General features: G+C 53.6%; 14 protein-coding genes. 2 read left to right on the top strand and 12 right to left on the bottom strand.

The annotated features are described in order from the left end of the window. Positions 1-116: 116 nt before the first annotated feature. The 9 genes from EUZ85_RS12450 to EUZ85_RS12410 all read right to left on the bottom strand — a co-directional run bounded on the left by EUZ85_RS12450 (position 117) and on the right by EUZ85_RS12410 (position 12,337). Positions 117-2,510 (bottom strand): RND family transporter, encoded by a 2,394-nt coding sequence (locus EUZ85_RS12450; protein ID WP_127969604.1) that lies wholly within the window; start codon positions 2,508-2,510, stop codon positions 117-119. Positions 2,511-2,561: 51 nt separating this feature from the next. Further along, positions 2,562-3,701 carry a YCF48-related protein gene (locus EUZ85_RS12445; RefSeq protein WP_127969603.1) on the bottom strand — a complete coding sequence of 380 codons (1,140 nt, stop codon included), beginning with the start codon at positions 3,699-3,701 and terminating at the stop codon, positions 2,562-2,564. A gap of 115 nt (positions 3,702-3,816) precedes the next feature. Beyond that, positions 3,817-5,202, bottom strand: coding sequence for a DUF1329 domain-containing protein (locus EUZ85_RS12440; protein ID WP_127969602.1), 1,386 nt, complete (start codon positions 5,200-5,202; stop codon positions 3,817-3,819). A gap of 235 nt (positions 5,203-5,437) precedes the next feature. Continuing rightward, positions 5,438-8,098, bottom strand: coding sequence for an aminopeptidase N (gene pepN / locus EUZ85_RS12435; RefSeq protein ID WP_127969601.1), 2,661 nt, complete (start codon positions 8,096-8,098; stop codon positions 5,438-5,440). A gap of 44 nt (positions 8,099-8,142) precedes the next feature. Next, positions 8,143-8,970 carry a DUF2797 domain-containing protein gene (locus EUZ85_RS12430; protein WP_127969600.1) on the bottom strand — a complete coding sequence of 276 codons (828 nt, stop codon included), beginning with the start codon at positions 8,968-8,970 and terminating at the stop codon, positions 8,143-8,145. 86 nt (positions 8,971-9,056) lie between these two features. After that, the gene (locus EUZ85_RS12425; RefSeq protein WP_127969599.1) at positions 9,057-9,341 is read right to left on the bottom strand and encodes a YeaC family protein; all 285 of its coding nucleotides are present in this window, start codon (positions 9,339-9,341) and stop codon (positions 9,057-9,059) included. A gap of 216 nt (positions 9,342-9,557) precedes the next feature. Beyond that, positions 9,558-10,448 carry a rhomboid family intramembrane serine protease gene (locus EUZ85_RS12420; RefSeq protein WP_164887230.1) on the bottom strand — a complete coding sequence of 297 codons (891 nt, stop codon included), beginning with the start codon at positions 10,446-10,448 and terminating at the stop codon, positions 9,558-9,560. A gap of 4 nt (positions 10,449-10,452) precedes the next feature. Continuing rightward, the gene (locus EUZ85_RS12415) at positions 10,453-11,442 is read right to left on the bottom strand and encodes a metallophosphoesterase (RefSeq protein WP_127969597.1); all 990 of its coding nucleotides are present in this window, start codon (positions 11,440-11,442) and stop codon (positions 10,453-10,455) included. Between the two features lie 4 nt (positions 11,443-11,446). Next, positions 11,447-12,337, bottom strand: coding sequence for an NAD(+) kinase (locus EUZ85_RS12410; RefSeq protein ID WP_127969596.1), 891 nt, complete (start codon positions 12,335-12,337; stop codon positions 11,447-11,449). A gap of 170 nt (positions 12,338-12,507) precedes the next feature. Here EUZ85_RS12410 and EUZ85_RS12405 point away from each other — a divergent pair, with 170 nt between their 5' ends. Then, positions 12,508-13,428: a DUF1853 family protein gene (locus EUZ85_RS12405; protein ID WP_127969595.1), complete on the top strand. Its 921-nt coding sequence runs from the start codon at positions 12,508-12,510 to the stop codon at positions 13,426-13,428. Between the two features lie 9 nt (positions 13,429-13,437). On the opposite strand, the gene EUZ85_RS12400 is transcribed toward EUZ85_RS12405, so the two are convergent. From EUZ85_RS12400 to EUZ85_RS12390, 3 genes are all read right to left on the bottom strand, one after another. Beyond that, positions 13,438-14,379, bottom strand: a complete 942-nt coding sequence (locus tag EUZ85_RS12400) for a 1-aminocyclopropane-1-carboxylate deaminase/D-cysteine desulfhydrase (RefSeq protein ID WP_127969594.1) — start codon at positions 14,377-14,379, stop codon at positions 13,438-13,440. 3 nt (positions 14,380-14,382) lie between these two features. Further along, the gene (locus tag EUZ85_RS12395; RefSeq protein ID WP_127969593.1) at positions 14,383-15,699 is read right to left on the bottom strand and encodes a DNA repair ATPase; all 1,317 of its coding nucleotides are present in this window, start codon (positions 15,697-15,699) and stop codon (positions 14,383-14,385) included. A 368-nt stretch (positions 15,700-16,067) separates the two neighbouring features. Further along, a complete protein-coding gene (locus EUZ85_RS12390; protein ID WP_127969592.1) occupies positions 16,068-18,116 on the bottom strand; it encodes an NADPH-dependent 2,4-dienoyl-CoA reductase in 2,049 nt (682 codons plus the stop codon). Positions 18,117-18,319: 203 nt separating this feature from the next. Here EUZ85_RS12390 and EUZ85_RS12385 point away from each other — a divergent pair, with 203 nt between their 5' ends. Then, positions 18,320-19,375 carry an AraC family transcriptional regulator gene (locus EUZ85_RS12385; protein ID WP_127969591.1) on the top strand — a complete coding sequence of 352 codons (1,056 nt, stop codon included), beginning with the start codon at positions 18,320-18,322 and terminating at the stop codon, positions 19,373-19,375. Positions 19,376-19,510: the final 135 nt, after the last annotated feature.

Below are 19,510 nucleotides of genomic sequence, written 5' to 3'. Positions count from 1 at the left end.
ACAACCCAATTTACTATTCAATTCCAGACGCTTACCAATTAATTATAGTCAAAGAAGGGCCTTTGACCGGGCCCTGCTCGTTACAGAGATATACGGCGGCAAACTTGCCTAGCCTGTCAGACTCCGCTTTCCGCAGCTTTCGCCTTGGCGAGCATCTTTTCTGGATTAAGCAGAAAGCGAGCCAATGCCGGCAGCAGCCACAATGCGCCAACCATGTTCCAGAGGAACATAAAGAACAGCAACAGCCCCATATTCGCCTGCAGCTTGATGGGCGAGAATATCCAGGTGCACACGCCAATCGCTAGCGTAATCCCCGTAAACATGACCGCCTTGCCTGTGGAGCGTAAGGTTTCGAAATACGCATCCTGCAAACTTTTACCTTCAAGAATGTAGTGCTCAAACTTGGTGTAAATATAGATGCCGTAATCCACGCCAATGCCCACTCCCAGTGCAATAACCGGCAAGGTTTCGACTTTGATGCCAATCCCCATCTGCGTCATCAGCGCTTCGCACAGGATTGAGGTCAAGCCAAGAGGCACAACGATACACAACACGGCGCGGATAGAGCGGAACGTGACAAAGCACAGTACGCTGACCACTGAGTATACGAAGATCAGCATCAGATCCTTGGCTTTGGATATAACCTGGTTTGTGGCCGCATCCACGCCGGCGTTACCCGCCGCCAGCAACAATTGGTAGTCTTCACTGGCGTTCTCCCGGGAGAATGCCTCTATGGTGTCCACCACTCGCTGTAAGGTTTCCGCCTTATGATCCTCCAGGAAGGCCAACAAAGGCGTCATACTGCAGTCGGAGTTCACCAGCCCGGACGGCGCACGCTGGATGGAGGAATTAATGATCTGCTGATTACGGGACAGTTCGTACCACTTGAAGTTACCTTCATTCAGCGCCTTGGTGACAATTTTGGATACGGTCGCCAACGAGGCGGTCGACTCGACGCCAGGCGTGTTCTCCAACACCCACTGCAGCTCATCCATCCCTTTCATGACTGGATAACTGGAGCATTTTTCCTTATCCGTCTTCACCATCACCACCATCACGTCGGAGCTGGTGCTGTAGTTATTGATGATAAAGTCATTGTCCTGGTTGTATCTGCTGTCAGGGCGCAGTTCAGCAGCACCCTTGTCCAGATCGCCAATCTTCAGGTCCTGCTTGTAGTAAATTCCCAGGCCCGCGCCAACCAATGCAATTAACAAAGAGACTCGTGCCACCGAGGGATGGGCGAAATAAGACATACGCAGCCATTTACGGTCGCGCTCTTCGCCCCGATTCTTCTGATGCTTGATCCCAGACTTGGTGATGCCCACATAGGAGAGAATAATCGGGTGCAGCACCAGATTGGTGATAATGATCACCGCCACGCCAATGCTGGCGGTGACAGCGAGATCCTTGATGACGTCAATCTTAATGAACAGAAGTGTCAGGAAGCCCATCGCGTCGCTCACCAACGCCAGCATCCCAGGTATATACAGCGCTCTGAACGCCAGACGCGCGGAAGTGGTTGCGTCAAACCCGCGAGCCGATTCGATGGACATTGCATTGACGATTTGTACGCCGTGGCTGATGCCGATTGCGAATACCAGGAACGGCACCAGAATAGAGTAAGGATCTATCCCATATCCCAGCAGGCGCAATATCCCGACCTGCCAGATCACCGCCACGACGGAAGCCAGAACCGGCGTCAATGTGCCGGACCAGCAGCGCGAGTACCAGTACAACAGCACGATGGTAAGAACAATAGCGACCAGGAAGAACACCACGACAGAGCGCATGCCCTCAATCAAATCCCCCAGCTTCTTCGCAAATCCAATGGCGTAGATGCGAATATTGGGGTTTTGCGCCTGAAACTTCTCCCTGATATTCGTCTCCAGATCACGAGAGAACTGTTCGTAATTCAGGGATTGTCCGGTATCCGGGTCGACCTCTAGCAAAGGCGCGTAAATAATGGCGGAGCGGAAGTTGTCCGCCACCAGTCTTCCCACCTCGCCAGAGCGCAAAATATTCTGGCGCAGCTTGTCCAGGCTTTCCTGACCGCCGTTGTAACCATCCGGAATAACAGTGCCGCCCTGAAAACCTTCCTCGGTGACCTCCACCCAGCGCACATTAGGCGTCCATACAGAACGCACGCCAGAGCGGTCCACGCCGCGCAGATAAAACACTTCATCCGTAATCAGCTTCAGCGTTTCCATGTAGGAATCAGTGAAGATATCCCCTTCCTCGACCGCCACCGCGATACGGATGGAATTCCCAAGATTCTCCAGATCGTCGCGATTCTCCAGCATATTCTGGATATAAGGATGCTCCAGCGGGATCAATCTCTCAAAGCTGGAGTCAGGCTTGATTTTCGCCGCGCTGAAAGCCATGAAAACGGTAATCGCCAGGAAAGCGATAAGAATGATCAGGCGGTTGTTAAACACCAGCCGTTCCAGCCACGGCTCCGCCTTCGGCGTTAAAATGAAGTGATCGCCTTGATCGTGCAACTTGTTCGACATTCAAGTTTCCCCTGTCTGATTGTTCTACTGTGGGTTGCTATCGAACTATGGCTAGTTCAGCTTACTTATGCTTTTGAGGACGTTCACGCCACCCTCGCCGACTAGCAACAATTGGTCGGAAGACAGGAATGTCGCCGCCAATAATCCCTGGCGGTTCGCCTGCGGATGCACCTTGAAGTCCTCGCCGAAGTTCTGGCTTAACAACATAACGCCGGAATTACCCACAACCGCCATGCGCCCGCCCTCGCCTACCGCAGCGCCCATCAGCGATTCTTCCACATCTACGCCCACGCGCTCCCATGTAGAGCCTGAGTCCTGAGAGTAAAACAGGTGCCCACGCAGACCGAACACAAACACTTCATTAACATTGCCATTGCCGCTCACGCCGAACAGCGAGCCGTCATAGGGCGACTCAAGAGTTTCCCAGGTTGCGCCAAAATCCGTCGAGCGGAAGACATAACCCGCCTCGCCAACAATAAACATGGCGCCGCCGGTGATCTGCGCAATCGCATTCAAGTGAAAGCGCTCGGTGTTTTCCAGCCTGGGCGCCCAATTGGTCCAACTGGCGCCGCCATCTTCCGTATGAAAGAAAAATCCATAAGCGCCGACGACAAAACCTTCCTGCGCATTCTTAAACCAAACGTCGAGCAGAGGCTTGCCTGGGCCGACTTCCGCGTCCGCCATAGCGTCTTCAAGAGCAAAGTTGGCGTCTTCCAGCTGATACTCCAGATCTGACGCCTCCTCTTCCGGGGCCGTTTCCAGTTGTTCCTTCAAATTCGCCACGCGCTTCTGCGCCTGTGCGATAACCATCTCATTCGCGGCCACACCGTCAAACTGCTTGCTCCAATTGACGCCGCCATCTTCGGTATGCAGCACCACAGCGCCATGACCTACCGCCCAGCCTTTCTTATCGTCCACAAAATACAGGGAGGTCAACAATGTCGAAACAGGCGAGTTGGCTTGCGTCCAGTTTCCCCCCTGATCATCGGAATAAATGATGTGCCCCCGCCGCCCAACCGCCACAAGACGCTCACCTGCCTTCACCACATCCACCAGCAATGTGGACGGCGCCAATTCAGTTTTCATTGCCGGAGTGCTGAGCACATCGCCCGCCAGCGACCAAGGAGAGTTCAGCGACGCACATAACGCGCACGCGAACATCATTTTCCGCAGAACTGTCGTTAACTTCATTTATTCCTGCCTTTTTCTGAGCCCATCACTGTCTATGCCCACTTCTTCCTTTTGCACATTGCGCCTCACGGCGCCCCTTAAAAAATTAGCCGCTATCGCGCCAACTGCAAGCGCTCTAGCGTATTCCGCGCCGTCGCAGCGACTGCGGACTGAAGTAACGGCGATCCGGCACCTCACTGGTGAATACCCGCGTGGAGCGCTCTTCGCTGTCCAATCCCTGTACGTGATACCGGCGCGCCTGCAAATCGTAAAACACGTCCAACGCCGTCCATGTGGAAGGCAGCTCGTAGAAGTTTTTCAGGAACGCCATACTGACTCGCCATAGCTCGCCACGGCCATCGTATTGATCAACCAAAGCGATATTCCAGCTGTCCTCATCGATATAAAACACGCGTCGGGAATAAATGTGTCGCTCGCCCGCTTTGAGCCTGGCTTCAATGACATGCACCCGATGCTTTTCAAAACGGGTGTAATCAGGATTGATATGAGAAACGCCCAATACATCCGCATATTTCAAACCGGCCTGGGATATTTGGTAGCTGTTATAAGGTATATACATTTCCTTCAGCCCCAGATAATTCCAGTCGTATCGATCCGGAGCGCCGTTGTACATATCCGTGTCGTCCGCCGTGCGCAGATTATCCGAGGCGGCGATTGGCGAGTCATAAGCCAGATTCGGCGCTCTTCTGACACGTCGCTGCCCAGCGTTATAACCCCATGCCTGGCGGGGCTCTTTCACCTGATCCAGCGTTTCATGCACCAACACCGCTCCGCCAGCGAGGCGCGCAGGAGAAATGGTGAACGACAGATAATAGAAAAGGATATTCTTCAGATCCTTTTCACTGCCTTCCGGGTTATAAAAATTCCAGAACACTTCCTGCTGAGAATTGACCAGACTGAACTCGCCGTTGCGCTGCACCGCTGTTTCCGATGCGCGACGGGTGACGAAAACGCCACGCCAGCGTGTAAGATGATTCCAGATCGCCTGCAGCGCCTTGCGCTCGTTCGAACCATGCAACACGGGGAATGGAATGCCGCCATAAGCGCCGGTAACGCCATTTCCATCTCTGGTCAGATCAGCTTTGACGGCATTCTCGTAGGTGTTCTGGTTCACCCAGTCCGGCGCGGAGTGCGAACGCCGGGTAACATACACAGGGATCTTGAATGTGGTGGGATAAGTCTTAAACAGCGCCTTTAACCCTTCACTCAGATACTTTTCGTATTTGGTGAAGTTCTGGGCTGTAATTACTTCTTTAGGTTTATCACTTCTAAAGGGGTCCGGATGGTGCTGCCCCTCGCGCTGATACTCTTTTGGAGGCTGAGTAATCCCCCCTTCCCAACGGGGAATGTCCGCGCCATTACCTTCGCGGATTGCGCCAAAGGGAGTGAGTTCTCCCGTTAGTTTTTTGGCTTCAGCGGGACTGACGGCCGCCCCTGCGCATGCGGCGTATAAGGAAAACAGCAATAAGCTTCCAAGCAGTACTTTTTTATTCTGCATCATAGATACTCTTATTCCTAATCGAAGACAGCTGGATTATTGAACGACTCTTTCGGCGGACGCGGCGCTCAGCTGAGTGATTGAGCGCCGGACTTAGAGGTCATCTCCTGCTTTATTCTTATTTTTGCTCTGCTTCAACAGGGCTTTATTGTATGTAAAAGCTTAGTTCAGCAAGTAATTTTGTCTATTCCTCCGGGACTTAACGGACTTTTATCGACATTTTCTCTACAAGTTACGCCTATTTCAGGCTCTTTGACACCACTTCGTACGCATCTCTGGACAAGCCGGGGTGCGCCATGATTTCCTGCAGCTCTTTCTGCATGAGCGCAGAGCGCTGCGGCTCCAATTTACGCCAGCGAGTCAGAGGCGTCAGCAGACGGGAAGCGATCTGAGGATTCAGACCGTCCATCTTTATGATCCACTCGCGCAGGAAGCGATAGCCGGTGCCGTCTGCGGCATGGAAGTGGCGCCAGTTCTGCCCGCCAAAGGTTCCAATCACGGAACGGACCTTGTTTGGATTGCGTTCAGAGAACAACTCATGGGCCGTCAAAGCCTGAATGCTTTCCAGTGCGCCATGATGCTCGCTGGCCGCCTGCACGCTGAACCACTGCTCCATGACCAACTGATCTTTCTTCCACTTACACAGGAAGTCGGCCAAAGCGGATTGCGCCGCCTCAATATCCGGCCCGTTCACCAGAGCGGCCAGAGCGCCGAATTCGTCTGTCATAGTCTGCGCCTGCTGCATCTGCAGCTTCGCCAGGGAGACGGATTCTTGCGCGCCACCCTGAGCGAGCAGCATCAAGCAAGCGTTCTTATAGGCGCGCAACCCCATGGAAACGCTGTCCAATGCATTACCCGACTGAGCATGCAGCTGACGGTATTTGCTCAACAACAGCTCCGACAAAGAAGCGCCGATTCTCTCATGCACGCGCTGACGAGCGTTGAGGATGGCGTCGACATGGACCACCTCGGCCTGTTCCGCCAGCAGCGATACGCCGGGCGCCTGAACCATCTTCGCCAGCATGGCGTGGTCGCCTTTGTCATCCAGCAATACCTGACGCATTGCATCGATGTAGCGTTCATCGATTTCCGCCTGTTCGCCTTTCAACTCGGCATTTATCAGTTCATTGAAGACTGAGACAGCCAGTTTCTGTCCCGCGTCCCAACGGTTGAAGCCGTCGCTGTCAAAAGACATGAGGAAAGTAAGCTGATTTCTGTCGTAGGGATAATTCAGTCGCACTGGCGCAGAGAAACCGCGCAACAGCGAAGGCGTCGGTTTTTCCGTTACGCCAGTGAAAACAAAGCTTTGCTCGGACTCCCGAACCTGCAGGACTCGGGTGAAATCGCCATCCGCGCCGAAGGCTTCGCCCTGACCGGCCTTCAGCGTCAAGGGCATGTCTTTACCCGAACTGTCCAGCAAACCAACCGCCAGCGGAATCTGGAACGGCTGCTTTTCCTGTTGTCCTGGTGTGGGAGGACAGCTTTGTCTAACGTCGAGACGGTACTCTTTCGTCTCCGCATCATAATGATCCGTCACTGACACCACAGGCGTTCCGGACTGACTGTACCACCGCTTGAACTGCGTAAAATCTTGTCCGCTGACTTCTTCCATACAGGCGACAAAATCATCGGTAGTCACGGCCTGACCGTCAAAGCGGGAGAAGTAGAGATCAGAGCCCTCGCGGAATTTCTCGGCTCCCAGCAGTGTGTGCAGCATACGCACCACTTCACTGCCCTTCTCATATACGGTCAGCGTGTAGAAGTTGGAGATTTCCATGTAGGAATCCGGGCGCACCGGATGCGACATTGGACCCGCATCCTCGGCGAACTGCATCGTGCGCAGCAAGGCGACGTCTTCGATACGCTTCACGGCGCGCGAATGCATGTCCGCAGAAAATTCTGCGTCTCGGAACACAGTAAAGCCTTCCTTCAGACTCAGCTGAAACCAATCCCGGCAGGTCACCCGGTTGCCGGACCAGTTGTGAAAGTATTCATGAGCGACAATCGCTTCTATACGCTGAAATGCACTGTCAGTGGACGTTTCCGGGTTCGCCAGCACACAGGAGGAGTTGAAGATATTCAGCCCTTTGTTTTCCATCGCGCCCATGTTGAAATCGCTGACAGCGACGATATTGAAGATATCCAGGTCATATTCACGACCATACACTTCTTCGTCCCAGGTCATGGATCGCTTGAGAGAGTCCATGGCATGGCTGCACTTATTCAGGTCCTGCGGTTCGACATAGATACGCAGTTGCACTTCGCGTCCGCTCATGGTCGTGAAGCTGTCCTCCACCCACCGCAGATCGCCGGCGACCAGAGCAAACAGATAACAGGGCTTCTTGAAAGGATCTTCCCATTTCACCCAATGACGATCGCCGCTTTCACCAGAAGCGACGGGGTTGCCGTTGGACAACAGCACAGGATAGCGCGCTTTCTCCGCTTCAATCGTGGTGGTGAAGGAGGACATTACATCCGGGCGATCCAGATAATAGGTAATGCGACGGAAACCTTCCGCCTCGCACTGAGTACAGAACATTGAACTGGAGCGATACAGCCCCTCCAGGCAGGTGTTTTCCTGCGGCTTGATCCAGGTGACCACGGTCAGCACGAACTGCTTGGGCAAGCGCTCCAGTCTCAACGACTCGTCGTCCAGTTGATACTCATCCGGGTTCAGCGTGCGCCCGTCCAGCAGCAAACGCTCCAGTTGCAACTCAACGCCATCCAGCTCCAGAACGTCGCGAAACGCATCGGCGTCAGGGTTGCGTCTGATATGCAGCTGAGAAGTGACTCGGGCCCCGTCTTCATAAAGCTGGAAGTTCAGGTCCGTGGCGTCGATCAAAAAGTCCGGTTTACGATAATCTTTCAGGTAAATAGTGCGAGGTTGACTTTCTTTCATAGTAATTATGCTCAAGTTTTCCGTAGGCGAGCTTCCATATACGCTCAAGCGGCGACTGAAACTTCGTATGACGTAAATTTGCGAATGTTGATGCAGCCAGTATCCAGGATCAGATACTGCCCTTTGATACCGAGTAATGTACCACTAATTTCCGGCTCTTTTTCCGGATTCAGGCTAACCACCTTCTGCGGATACTGCATCACGGGGAAGGCGATGTCGACCACCTCCGCAGACGTCAAAATTTCCATGTTATCCGCTCCCTCGGCGCAGCGTAAACCTTCCAGCGCCCCTTCCAGCTCGGCCAGCAAACGGTCTCTTTCCGCGACCAGGTTCAAAGGCTCAGGATCGCCCTTGAGCATTGCGCGCCAATTGGTTCTATCTGTCACTGATTGCCGGAAGATCTCTTCCACCAGCCCGGACATCCGGCGCGTGGTAACTTCCATAATGGGTAGAGCCTGAATTGCGCCCTGATCGATCCAACGCGTGGGCGTCTGGGTTTTACGGGTAATGCCGACTTTGATTCCCGATGAGTTGGCCAGATACACCACATGCGGAACCATACAATGGGTCTCTCCCCATTCAGGCTCCCGACAGGTGCCGGCGAAAAAATGGCACTTTTCCGGGCTCATAATACAGCTGTCGCAACGCGCCAGTTTTCTGAAGCAGGGAAAACAGAAGCCCTGACTGAAGCTCTTTTTAGTCGAGCGGCCGCAATGATTGCAGACAATCTTACCGCTGAATTTAATCTGAAGTGATTTGCCGAGCAGAGGGTTTAATTCCACCCGTTCATCGCCAACCACCAGGCTGTAGTTGACGGGGTTATCGAGCTGGCTGAACATTTTCTCCAGACAGCCTTGAGCTACTTCCCTCAAGTGAGTCCCCTTGGTTCTAAATTCATCTCTCAATTATTGTTATTGTCGAAACGCGCACTCCCGTCGCAACGGAAGCGAAGCTTCGATCAATGCTTGGAAACGCCGCTTTCGGGCGTCCATACGCCAGAGGAGGATTCAACCGCCGCCGCTTTCAAAGCGCAAGGCGTCGGCCGATCTCTTTCTATATACCCCACCCGCTGCTCTTCAGGCACATTGTGGGAAATTTCGTAGGTGATGAGCGCTTCCATGCAGAGCTCTTTCTGTTCCATTGATAATTTTTTGCCGTCCGGCCACTTCCCCAACTCCAAGGCTGTCTTCATGGCCTCATAGATCTCCGGAGTCAGGTTTTTTACTGCATTTTCAAAGGACATAAGGGGTCTCCAGCACAATGTTGCGGACTATAACATAAGGGTGATCCGACATTTCAATAAAATTCCAGTGAAAAAGTGTTGACTTACAAATGATAATCATTATCATTTGCATTGTGTGTTTGATCCCACACAGCTCTCATCAGAGTATTCACAGCTACTTGGGGGATGCGCATCAACGGAGGCTGGATAAACCAGCTCTGCAATTTGGTTTACCCGTTATGCTCCGCTGATGCCTTCCCCGTCTTTTTTTCCACTTGTTTTTAGCCACAACGCCATTGACGTCAAGCCAAACCAAAAGCCGACGAAGTGCGCGGTATTGGCGAACGACACGCCAAATTGATCAGAGACGCCCAACATCCCCGCCAACATCCACACAATACTGAAAATCACCATCGCGGAAGGCGCCCACATCCGCATACCCGGCGCTAACGCCCAACCCGCCGCATGTGCGCCAACCAAGGCGTAAGCAACGCCGGAGAAACCTCCAAACGCAGGCCCCGCCACCAGATATTGAGCGAGATTACTGAAGATCGCCGCCCCCAGAATGAACGAAACGAATCCGCCTCGGCTAAACAAGACTTCCAGAGAGCGCCCGAATATCCACAATGCAAGAGAGTTAAACAGCCAGTGCGCCAGCCCCAAGTGCAACCATGCGGGAGACAGCAGACGCCACCACTCCCCTTTCTGCAGCGTAAACAACAAGGACTGCACGCGGGAGGGCAAGTCCCCATAGGGCAACTGGAAACGATCAATAATGAAGAAATAACGACTGCTCTGAAAGTCGCCGAAGCCAGTATACAAAGCCGCCGCCAGCAAGGTCAGCAGTAACCACGCGATACAGGGAAAAGGCTTAAACTGCATTGTCAGACTGTTGCCATTGGGCTGCGGTTGCCCGCTTACAGCCTCATCCAGTCGCTCGCGAACGCCAGGATCTTCTTTGAAGCGCTGATAACAGTCCAGCACGACAGGTTTGGCGGCGGGATCTTTAACCCATATTTCCTGCCGGCCTTCATTCTCGGTGACCCATATCGCAACGCCCCTGCTGCGCAGATAGCGATACAACGACTCAATGTCTTCTTCGATTGGGATATCGCAAACTTTCTCCATATGCTCAGCGCCCGGCGGCGCCCCCCGCTTCACGCATGACATCGACCCAGACAAAATTGTCCGCCGTCAGTTTGCGGGCTCCCGCTTCGAGCCGATAGGACACCAGCTTGCCGTACTTCACTGCACTGTAATCCAGGCAGGCGATATTGGGACGAATAGGACGCGGCGCGCCTTGCAGCCAGTAATGTCCGACGAACAAGGGCGGCTCTTCCAGACCATAAAACAACAGCATGCGCCGCTCTCGCTCTGACAAGCGTCTTTCCGCCACTTCGTCAGGCAGAGCGTCCGGCTGAAACACGACGTCGCCGTAGGTTTCAGGCTCCGCCTTCCAGAACTTGGTGCGAAATGCGGTGCGAACGAAGCCATCACTGCTGCGAATAGACATACCATCCGGAAGTTTCATATCCGTGCCGCGCAACAAACGGTCCATCACATGGCCGGCAAAACTGTCGCGCACGGTGGAGGCATGCAGAAAGTCTTCCGTGATAAGACCATCAGGATGATGCTCCAGGAACTGTGAAATCAGATCATGATCCCAGCATGCGTGCACAACCCGAAAACACTGATCGTCAATCACCAGCGGCAGCGTCATGAACCATTCAAGAAACTCATTCCATTCATGCCCGTAATTTGCGAACTGATCCAGCGTTTCCCGAATCAAACGCTCATGACGGGGCGTATGCTCACGCAAATAGGTATGAGCGCTGCCCGGGCGGGCCCGGGTGCAATAGCCCAGGGCGTTGTACTCATGATTTCCCATGACAATGCGCGCGCTGCCGTGCTCCACCATATCCCGCACAATATGCAGCGCCTCTCGGATACGGGGGCCGCGGTCGACGATATCGCCAACGTAAACCGCCTGACGATGCTTATGACTGTATACGCCGTTGATCTTCCGGTAGTCGAGCTTCTCCAGCAATGCCTCCAGCGTTCTGGCGCATCCGTGGACATCGCCGATGAAGTCAAAGCCTCGGTACTTCTGGCTCTCGGACATTAGACTACTGCCCTCCCTGATCTCTACTGCTTGACCAGCCCAGTTTATCCCGGCAGATCTGATAGAAATTATGGTTCATGGGATGAATCAGACGCAGCTTCTGCGGCTTCTTACAAATCGTGACCGTATCCCCCGGCGCGCACGTGACGTGCGTCTGCCCATCGCAACTGACATGAGGATAGGTTTCGTTGTAATCGCCGATAATGATCTTAATTTCGCTGTTGCCGTCCACCACAATCGGACGGCTGCTCAGGGTATGGGGAAACATGGGCACCAGCACGATAGCGTCCAGACGCGGATGCATGATCGGACCGCCTGCAGACAACGCGTAGGCCGTGGAGCCGGTCGGCGTGGAAACGATCAGTCCGTCGGAACGCTGGCTGTTGACGAACTGTCCTTCAATATAAAGATCAAACCCAATCATACGGGTGGACTTGCCAGGGTGCAGAACAATGTCATTCAGGCCGCATCCATAGCCCACAGGCTCGCCATTGCGCTTGACGTAGGCGTCCAACAGGAAGCGTGATTCTTCGACATACTTGCCAGACAGCACTTCCGCCAGCTGAGGCTCCATTTCCGTCGGCGTAATATCAGTGAGAAAGCCCAGCCTGCCGCGATTAACGCCGAGCACCGGCACATTGCACCCGGCCAGCGCGCGCGCTGCGCCCAGCAAGCTGCCATCGCCGCCGACCACAATCACCAGGTCACAGATTTCTCCCAGCATTTTCTTGCTGGACACCTGCACGTTATGTCCTGGCAACACCGCTGCGGTAGCTTCTTCCAGGATCACCGCGTAACCTTCGCCGACCAGATAGTTTTTGAGCCGCTTCAGCGTCTCCACCACCTGTACGCTGCCCATCCGGCCCAGCAAACCGATATTACGAAACTGTTCCATACATGCCCTTAATCAAGCGTTTTTGTTATGTTACCCAAACTGCCCCGGCTTGTATGCGCCCAACGGGCGGTTTTTGTCTTTTTCCTCACCCGCGCGCCCCGCTGCAGCCCAGTCTGTGACTGCGCTCGACGACCAAAGCGCCGACAGGGGTACTAACGGAAGTTTAATTTGTGAAGCGAACGCCACAACAACTGCTCAGAGATTTACAGTGGACTTGTAATAGCCCGGTGTTGGCCGCCATTCCTGGTATGGAGCCAACACAGTTTGACCGCCAGGCGCCCATAGCGCTGAACGGCGCCGACCGGACGCTGACCATGGACCTGCTAAACATGGAGAAAGCCTTAAAAAGCCGCTTTCTGGGCCCTTACTTTGAATCGCTTTGGCGCTTCGGCGTCGAGCGACTTAGCGCCTGGCGCGTGATTGCCCACGGCTTGCAAGTGAAAGACCGTAAGAAGACTTACGGCGAGTTTGATTTTATCCTGCAGAACCCCGAAGGCAATTATGTCCATCAGGAAGTCGCCATCAAATATTACCTCGGTTTATCGACGCCCTCGGCGAAAGGCGGCGACGCCCATTGGTTCGGCCCCAATTACCTGGATCGACTGGATCTTAAGCTGGACAAGCTGCTCAGCAGCCAGATTTTACTCTCGGAAACGCCCGAAGCCAGGCAAGAGCTGGCGCATCTGGGCATTAACGAAATCGGCCGTCAGATCGTTATGAAAGGCTATCTGTTCTATCCCCTAATTGACCCAGACAGCGTGACGCCATCCACCCTCGCCGCCCCTGACCACTTACGCGGCGGCTGGCTGCCTGTCAGCGCCCTGCCCCAATTGGAGGAAACAGCCACAAACTGGATACTCACTCCAAAATCACACTGGCTATCACCCCTTGCAATACACCCCGACGACCAGACCCCAGCCATGAGCTGGGAACAGTTATACCGCGAATTGAACTCTACAGAAGGGAACAATCGTCCACAGATGTTGATCGCATTGGCTGAATCGCCGGCGGGAGGATGGCTGGAAACCGCCCGATATTTTGTCGTTAGCGACAACTGGGCGGAATCAGCAAGAACTACATTGAACAACTAGCAGAAGGAGTTAAAGTTGCTCGACAAAGCCCCGCGCGCCTTGCATGCCACCGGTATGCACCAGCACAACGTCTGAACCTCTAGGAGCCTCGCCTCGGCGCAACCACTCCAGCGCCGCATACGCCATCTTCCCTGTGTAGACAGGCTCCAAACCAACGCCTGTGTGATCGAAAAATGTTTGAATGAAGGCCATCAGCTCGGGGCTGGTCTTGGCGTAGCCGCTAAACTCATAACCTTGCATAAAGCGAAAACAGGTTTCTGGTTGCTGGTTATTCAAAACCAGCAACTCATCGATCTTAGCTGCAATAGAGTCGCCGGCGCGCAACACAGGCACACCGACCACCTCATGATGTGAGTGAGCGGCGACAAACCCCGCCATCGTACCGCCGGTGCCGCAAGGCAAGAATATGGATGCGGGAGCCGAGGGAAAGTAGGAATAGATTTGCTGCGCCCACTCAGAAACGCCCTTTAACGCCAACGTATTGCTCCCGCCTTCAGGGATAACCATCAGCTTTTGCGTAGCGATAAGCTCTGACAGCTTCCAGCCCGCAATGCTTTCCTCCACCCAGGCAGGATCATCTTTGCGGCGATACGCCTCGTTGCTAACGAACAGCAAGCGCATCCCCCACTTTTGGGCATCCTGCAGAGTTGGCGTCAGCTCACGCCGCCATGCGCCGCGCACAACGCCAAAGGTGGGGATATTCAGCATACAGCCCGCTGCGGCGAGCGCATGCAAATGGTTGGAATAGGCGCCGCCGAAGCTCAACAATCCCGACGCTTGGCTTCGCTTCGCTTCCAGCAGGCTGTATTTGAGTTTGAACCACTTGTTGCCGGATACCGACTCATGAATCAAATCGCCCCGCACCATCCACAGGCGAACGCCAGCGCGCTCAGCCACAGGGTGACTGAGCGGTTGAATGACGCAATCGGGTTGATACTGCAGAGAGGACACGAACTATTCTTGATGCTTCTCGCAACGGTTGCTTTCGCCTGCAACGAACTCAGCGGGCACAGTCACACGAGGGACGCTCTCGCCACACAGTCCCTTACCGGGAATTTCGTGTTCGCATACTGCGTTTTCGTAGTGGTCCAACCACTCTTTGTAGTGCCGCTCCGTTACAAAGCAACGCTCCGCCGCATAGGAGACTGGATTCTGTATGTAGCGCAAAACATCTTTCGCCGGGATCGTAATATGACCCGCACCAGGGTGATACACCACAAAGACCACATCCAGCTCGGACAGCTTATTGAGAATATCTCCACCGCCATCCTCAGATTCATCCTTCAGGGTTTGAATCTCCTGGCGCAGCTGCTCCTCACGCTCATCGCGATACACCAGCTCCGCCTCGCGACGCTGTAATTGCTCTTTCACAATCGTCAGTTCGCTTTCCAGACGCTGACGCAGGCGCTCCGCTTCTTCGCCACCGTCTCCCTTGCTGAGTTCTTTCTCCAGCATGGATTGACGCTTCTTGAACTGCACCATTTCCTCTTGCAAAGACAGGTATTGATCGCTGCGCTTCTGCAGTTTGATTTTGGTCTGATCGTAAAGCACCTTGGTGTGCTGGAGGCTTTGCTCCATATCCTGCACTTTGGTCTTCAGCGCCTGCATCTCCAACCGGTGCTGCCGGTTGAGCTCTTCAATTTCCGCTTCGTGCTGACTGTTCAACGTCTTGATGCGCAAGCGCTGCGCTTTCAGCAAGCGCGCCAGTTTCGTACGATGAATACGCTCCTGCTCTTCCAGCGCAGACGCGGACGCCGCCGGTTGCGACGCAACCTGAGTGGGAGTCAGGACAGGAATATCCTCTTCCTCCTCAACCACTTCACCAACTACTTCAAAGCCCAGGCGGTTTTCCTGCAGGGATTTTTTAATCACCTGAAAGTCATTGCCGCCCGGCTTCATGTCCGGGTCCCACAAATCCCGCTGATGCCAGGAGATAGCGCATTGACTGCGACACGCGAGCCGTATAGGACCTGCGCCGAGATCCGGGCCGGAACCGGAAATTTTCGCCAACCGCTTCAGCGGCACGTTCCACTCCGAATCCGCGATGCCTTCCTCGTCGAAATAGACCGTAAAAAATACCAGCGCTCGTGGTATCAACTGTTTGTTCAGCTCTGCATAGACCGCTGTTATTTCCGTATCAGCCAGATCATTCAGAGCAACCACGCCGTCCAATATGGCCTCAAATTCCGAATAGCGCATTTGCCGCGCTACATACTGATCCTCCAAGAAGAGAACCGCTTCGTAAATATCATCTTTTTGAGGTTTGGGCATGCCAATGTCCTAGATAATAAGCCCTTCTTTCTTTGCTTGTTGTTTAAGCTGCGTTGTCCAGAAGCCCATTGTCGATGTTGTTATTTTTTGTAAGCGCACCAAAATAACAGAAAATTGTTTCGTTAGCGCTTACCAAGCGTTTAAACACCAACATTTTTTTGCTCCCGGGCCATTTAAAACGGCTCCGGCGCATACGTTGATTATTAATGAAGCTGTTGAAAACTTAGCACGCAACCTTGGAAATGTCAGTTGGGCAGGTCGCGCTCAGAGGGGGAAAGGGCGCACAAATCAGGCCAATCGACCTGATTTGCACCAAAAAATGAAAGGCTGGAATGGACTCAGCGCTCACTGAGTCCAGAGAAAGGAGATCAGATTTCAGCGGCCAGTCGGCTACCCTGATTTATCGCTCGCTTAGCGTCCAACTCCGCCGCCACATCAGCGCCGCCAATCAGGTGCACCGACACGCCCGCCGCTTCAAGCGGCTGCTGCAGCTCACGCAAAGGATCTTGTCCTGCGCAAATAATCACGTTATCCACGGGCAACAACTTGGCTTCGCCATTCACAGTCACATGAAAACCGTCGTCATCTATTTTGACGTACTCGCAGCCAGCAACCATGCGCACATGTTTATTCTTCAATGAAGCGCGATGAATCCAGCCCGTCGTTTTGCCAAGATTTTTGCCGGGCTTTGAGGTTTTCCGTTGCAATAGATAGACCTCTCTGGGGGACGGCTCAACATGGGCTTCTACGCCCTGAACGCCGCCACGATGCTCTACACCCAGGTCTACCCCCCACTCCTTCATGAACGCAGAAACGTCCAGGCTGGGCGACTTGCCTTCATGGGTAATAAACTCACCGACGTCAAACCCGATACCGCCAGCGCCGACAACGGCAACCCTCTTCCCTATAGGTTTACGTCCTAACAACGCATCCAGATATCCCATCACTTTTGGATGATCAATCCCTTCTATCTCGGGTATGCGAGGGGAAACGCCGGTAGCGAGAATCACCTCGTCGTAACCGCCAGCCTTCAAGTCTTCAGCGCTCACACGGGTATTAAGGCGCACATCGACATTATGTTTTTTCAGCATACGGTCGAAGTAACGCAAGGTTTCATAAAACTCTTCTTTACCCGGAATCAGTTTGGCGACATTGAACTGACCACCAATCTTATCCCCGCCGTCAAACAGTGTTACATCATGACCTCTTTCCGCCGCCACCGTAGCGAAAGCCAAACCAGCAGGTCCGGCACCGACAACCGCCAACTTTTTCTTCGAATTGGTTTTCACGTAGACCAACTCAGTCTCATGACAGGCGCGAGGATTCACTAAACAGGAAGTCAGTTTCATCTGGAACGTGTGATCAAGACAGGCCTGGTTACAGGCGATACAGGTATTGATTTCATCCGCCCGATCTTCTGACGCCTTCACCACAAAATCTGCGTCCGCCAGGAAAGGGCGAGCCATGGAGATCATGTCCGCATCGCCATCCGCCAGCACTTTTTCCGCCACATCCGGCATGTTGATGCGGTTAGTGGTCACCAGCGGAATATTGACGTCTTTCTTCAGTTTCGCGGTTACTTTGGTGAACGCCGCGCGTGGCACCATTGTCGCGATCGTGGGGACGCGCGCTTCATGCCAGCCGATACCCGTGTTGATGATGGTGGCGCCCGCCTCTTCGATCTTCTTGGCCAGTAACACCACCTCTTCCCAGTTACTGCCGTCGTCAATCAGATCAAGCATGGAAAGGCGGTAAATAATGATGAAGTTCGGCCCAACGCGTTCACGAACGCGACGCACCACCTCTATCGGCATGCGAATCCGGCTCTCGTAGTCGCCGCCCCACTTGTCAGTCCGCTTATTGGTGTGACTCACGATGAACTGATTGATGAAATAGCCTTCCGACCCCATGATCTCAACGCCATCGTAGCCCGCCTGTTGCGCCAGAGCCGCACAGCTTGCGTAGGCGTCTATCTGCTCATCCACTTCGTCAGTGGACAGTTCGCGCGGCTTGAACATATTGATCGGCGCTTGAATGGCGGAAGGCGCCACCAGCTTGGGATGATAGGCGTAGCGTCCCGCATGCAAAATCTGCATACAGATCTTGCCGCCAGCTTCATGCACGGCTTGAGTGATAATCTTGTGTTTTTCCGCATCCGCATCAGAGTCCATCTTGGAAGCGCCCTGAGCGACCGCCCCCTCAGGATTCGGAGCAATACCACCGGTTACGATAAGACCCACCCCACCTCTCGCACGTTCAGCGTAAAACGCCGCCATACGCTGGAAGCCATTCGGCGACTCTTCCAGCCCTGTGTGCATGGAGCCCATTAGAGTCCGGTTGGCGAGGGTGGTGAAGCCCAGGTCCAAAGGGGCCAACAGATGCGGATACTTACTCGCGCCAGATGAGTTCTGTTGCATGAAACACTCCTGAATATTCACTTTAATGAGCGAAATGCCGGTAATTAAGCGGCTTCCGCCTCGAGTTATACGCAGCAATCAAGGCTACGGGATTTGCCGTATAAATTAGCTCTGTCATGCAAGACAGCCAATACCCTTGGATAACATTTTTTTATCTATAAAATACACCCATTCATCACTTTTAACACACCAAAGGGAACTCCATGCAGCTCGGCGACATATCCGTCAATTTCGTAGAACTAATGCGCGAAGCCTGTCACCGACTTAACGTTGACCCAATGCCTGTCCTCAATGAATACGGCGTTACGACAGAGACTCTCGCCTCCCCCAAGGCGCGCATTAGCATATCCCGCTTCATGCGTATTGGGCAGGCCTTGATCAGCACGGCCAACCAGCCCGCACTGGGATTATTCATGGGGCAAGCGCTACGCATCTCCCATATGGGCCTATCCGGCTATGCCGCCATGACCAGTCCCAATCTTGAGCGGGCGATCCGGCTATGGATTCACTATGAAAGCCTGAGCAGCGTAAATAAGCGAGGCAGCAGCCGGTTTTATCTGACAGAAGAAAGTGGCGTCGCACAGTTTTATTCCATCAGCCCCTATAATGAGTTCAACTATTTCGTAGTGGATTGTCTGCTCAGCGGATGGAGCGCGCTGGCGCACTGGATTACCGGACAGGAGCGATTACTGAAAGAGGTGGAAATCGAGTTTGAGGCGCCGCCTTACGCTCAGCATTATCAACGAGCTTTCAATTGTCCCGTTAAGTTCGGGCGCTCACGTAACGCACTGATTTTTAGAAAAGAAGCGCTGTCACTCCCTTCTATTTACGCCAATCCGGCGACACATAGCGAAATTGTCAGTATCTGCAACCGGGAGCTCACCACCCTGGTTGGGGCCACCAGCCTGACCGAACGGGTCAAGCAGATTATCACGCCAATGCTGCAAGGGCGCGAAGTGGGCCTCACCGAAACAGCCAAGCAACTCGGTCTATCGGAGTGGACGCTACAAAGACGATTAAAAAAGGAAGGCGTTCAGTTTCAACAAGTTCTGGACGAGACTCGCAAGCAGGTTGCGGCGACCTATCTCAAAGCCACAGACTTAACGATTGGCGAGATAGCCTATCTACTGGGCTTTTCCTCACCAGCAGCATTTCATAGGGCATTTAAGAGGTGGTTTGGCGTCAACCCGAAACCGTTCAAGGACCAGCACACTTCTGGCCGAACGGACGGAGATATAGCTGCAGACGAAGATGCCTGAGCGAGACTAACAAGAGACTGAATTAAAGCTCTACGGCGTCATCGACGAATTCGTCGTCATCAAACTCTTCGTAGTCAACATCAATGAGGTCGTCGATATATTCTTGCACGGTTACGGCTCCTTGCTAATGGTTAT

The sequence above is a fragment of the Hahella sp. KA22 genome, from assembly GCF_004135205.1.
GTDB lineage: Bacteria > Pseudomonadota > Gammaproteobacteria > Pseudomonadales > Oleiphilaceae > Hahella.
Note: the sequence above shows the minus strand (reverse complement) of the source record. Positions and strands in the feature narration are given on the sequence as shown.

Coding starts and splice junctions, on each gene's coding strand:
- EUZ85_RS12450 (WP_127969604.1), bottom strand. CDS start 2,510: ATGTCGAACAAGTTGCACGATCAAGGCGATCACTTCATTTTAACGCCG.
- EUZ85_RS12445 (WP_127969603.1), bottom strand. CDS start 3,701: ATGAAGTTAACGACAGTTCTGCGGAAAATGATGTTCGCGTGCGCGTTA.
- EUZ85_RS12440 (WP_127969602.1), bottom strand. CDS start 5,202: ATGATGCAGAATAAAAAAGTACTGCTTGGAAGCTTATTGCTGTTTTCC.
- pepN (WP_127969601.1), bottom strand. CDS start 8,098: ATGAAAGAAAGTCAACCTCGCACTATTTACCTGAAAGATTATCGTAAA.
- EUZ85_RS12425 (WP_127969599.1), bottom strand. CDS start 9,341: ATGTCCTTTGAAAATGCAGTAAAAAACCTGACTCCGGAGATCTATGAG.
- EUZ85_RS12420 (WP_164887230.1), bottom strand. CDS start 10,448: ATGGAGAAAGTTTGCGATATCCCAATCGAAGAAGACATTGAGTCGTTG.
- EUZ85_RS12415 (WP_127969597.1), bottom strand. CDS start 11,442: ATGTCCGAGAGCCAGAAGTACCGAGGCTTTGACTTCATCGGCGATGTC.
- EUZ85_RS12410 (WP_127969596.1), bottom strand. CDS start 12,337: ATGGAACAGTTTCGTAATATCGGTTTGCTGGGCCGGATGGGCAGCGTA.
- EUZ85_RS12395 (WP_127969593.1), bottom strand. CDS start 15,699: ATGCCCAAACCTCAAAAAGATGATATTTACGAAGCGGTTCTCTTCTTG.
- EUZ85_RS12390 (WP_127969592.1), bottom strand. CDS start 18,116: ATGCAACAGAACTCATCTGGCGCGAGTAAGTATCCGCATCTGTTGGCC.
- EUZ85_RS12385 (WP_127969591.1), top strand. CDS start 18,320: ATGCAGCTCGGCGACATATCCGTCAATTTCGTAGAACTAATGCGCGAA.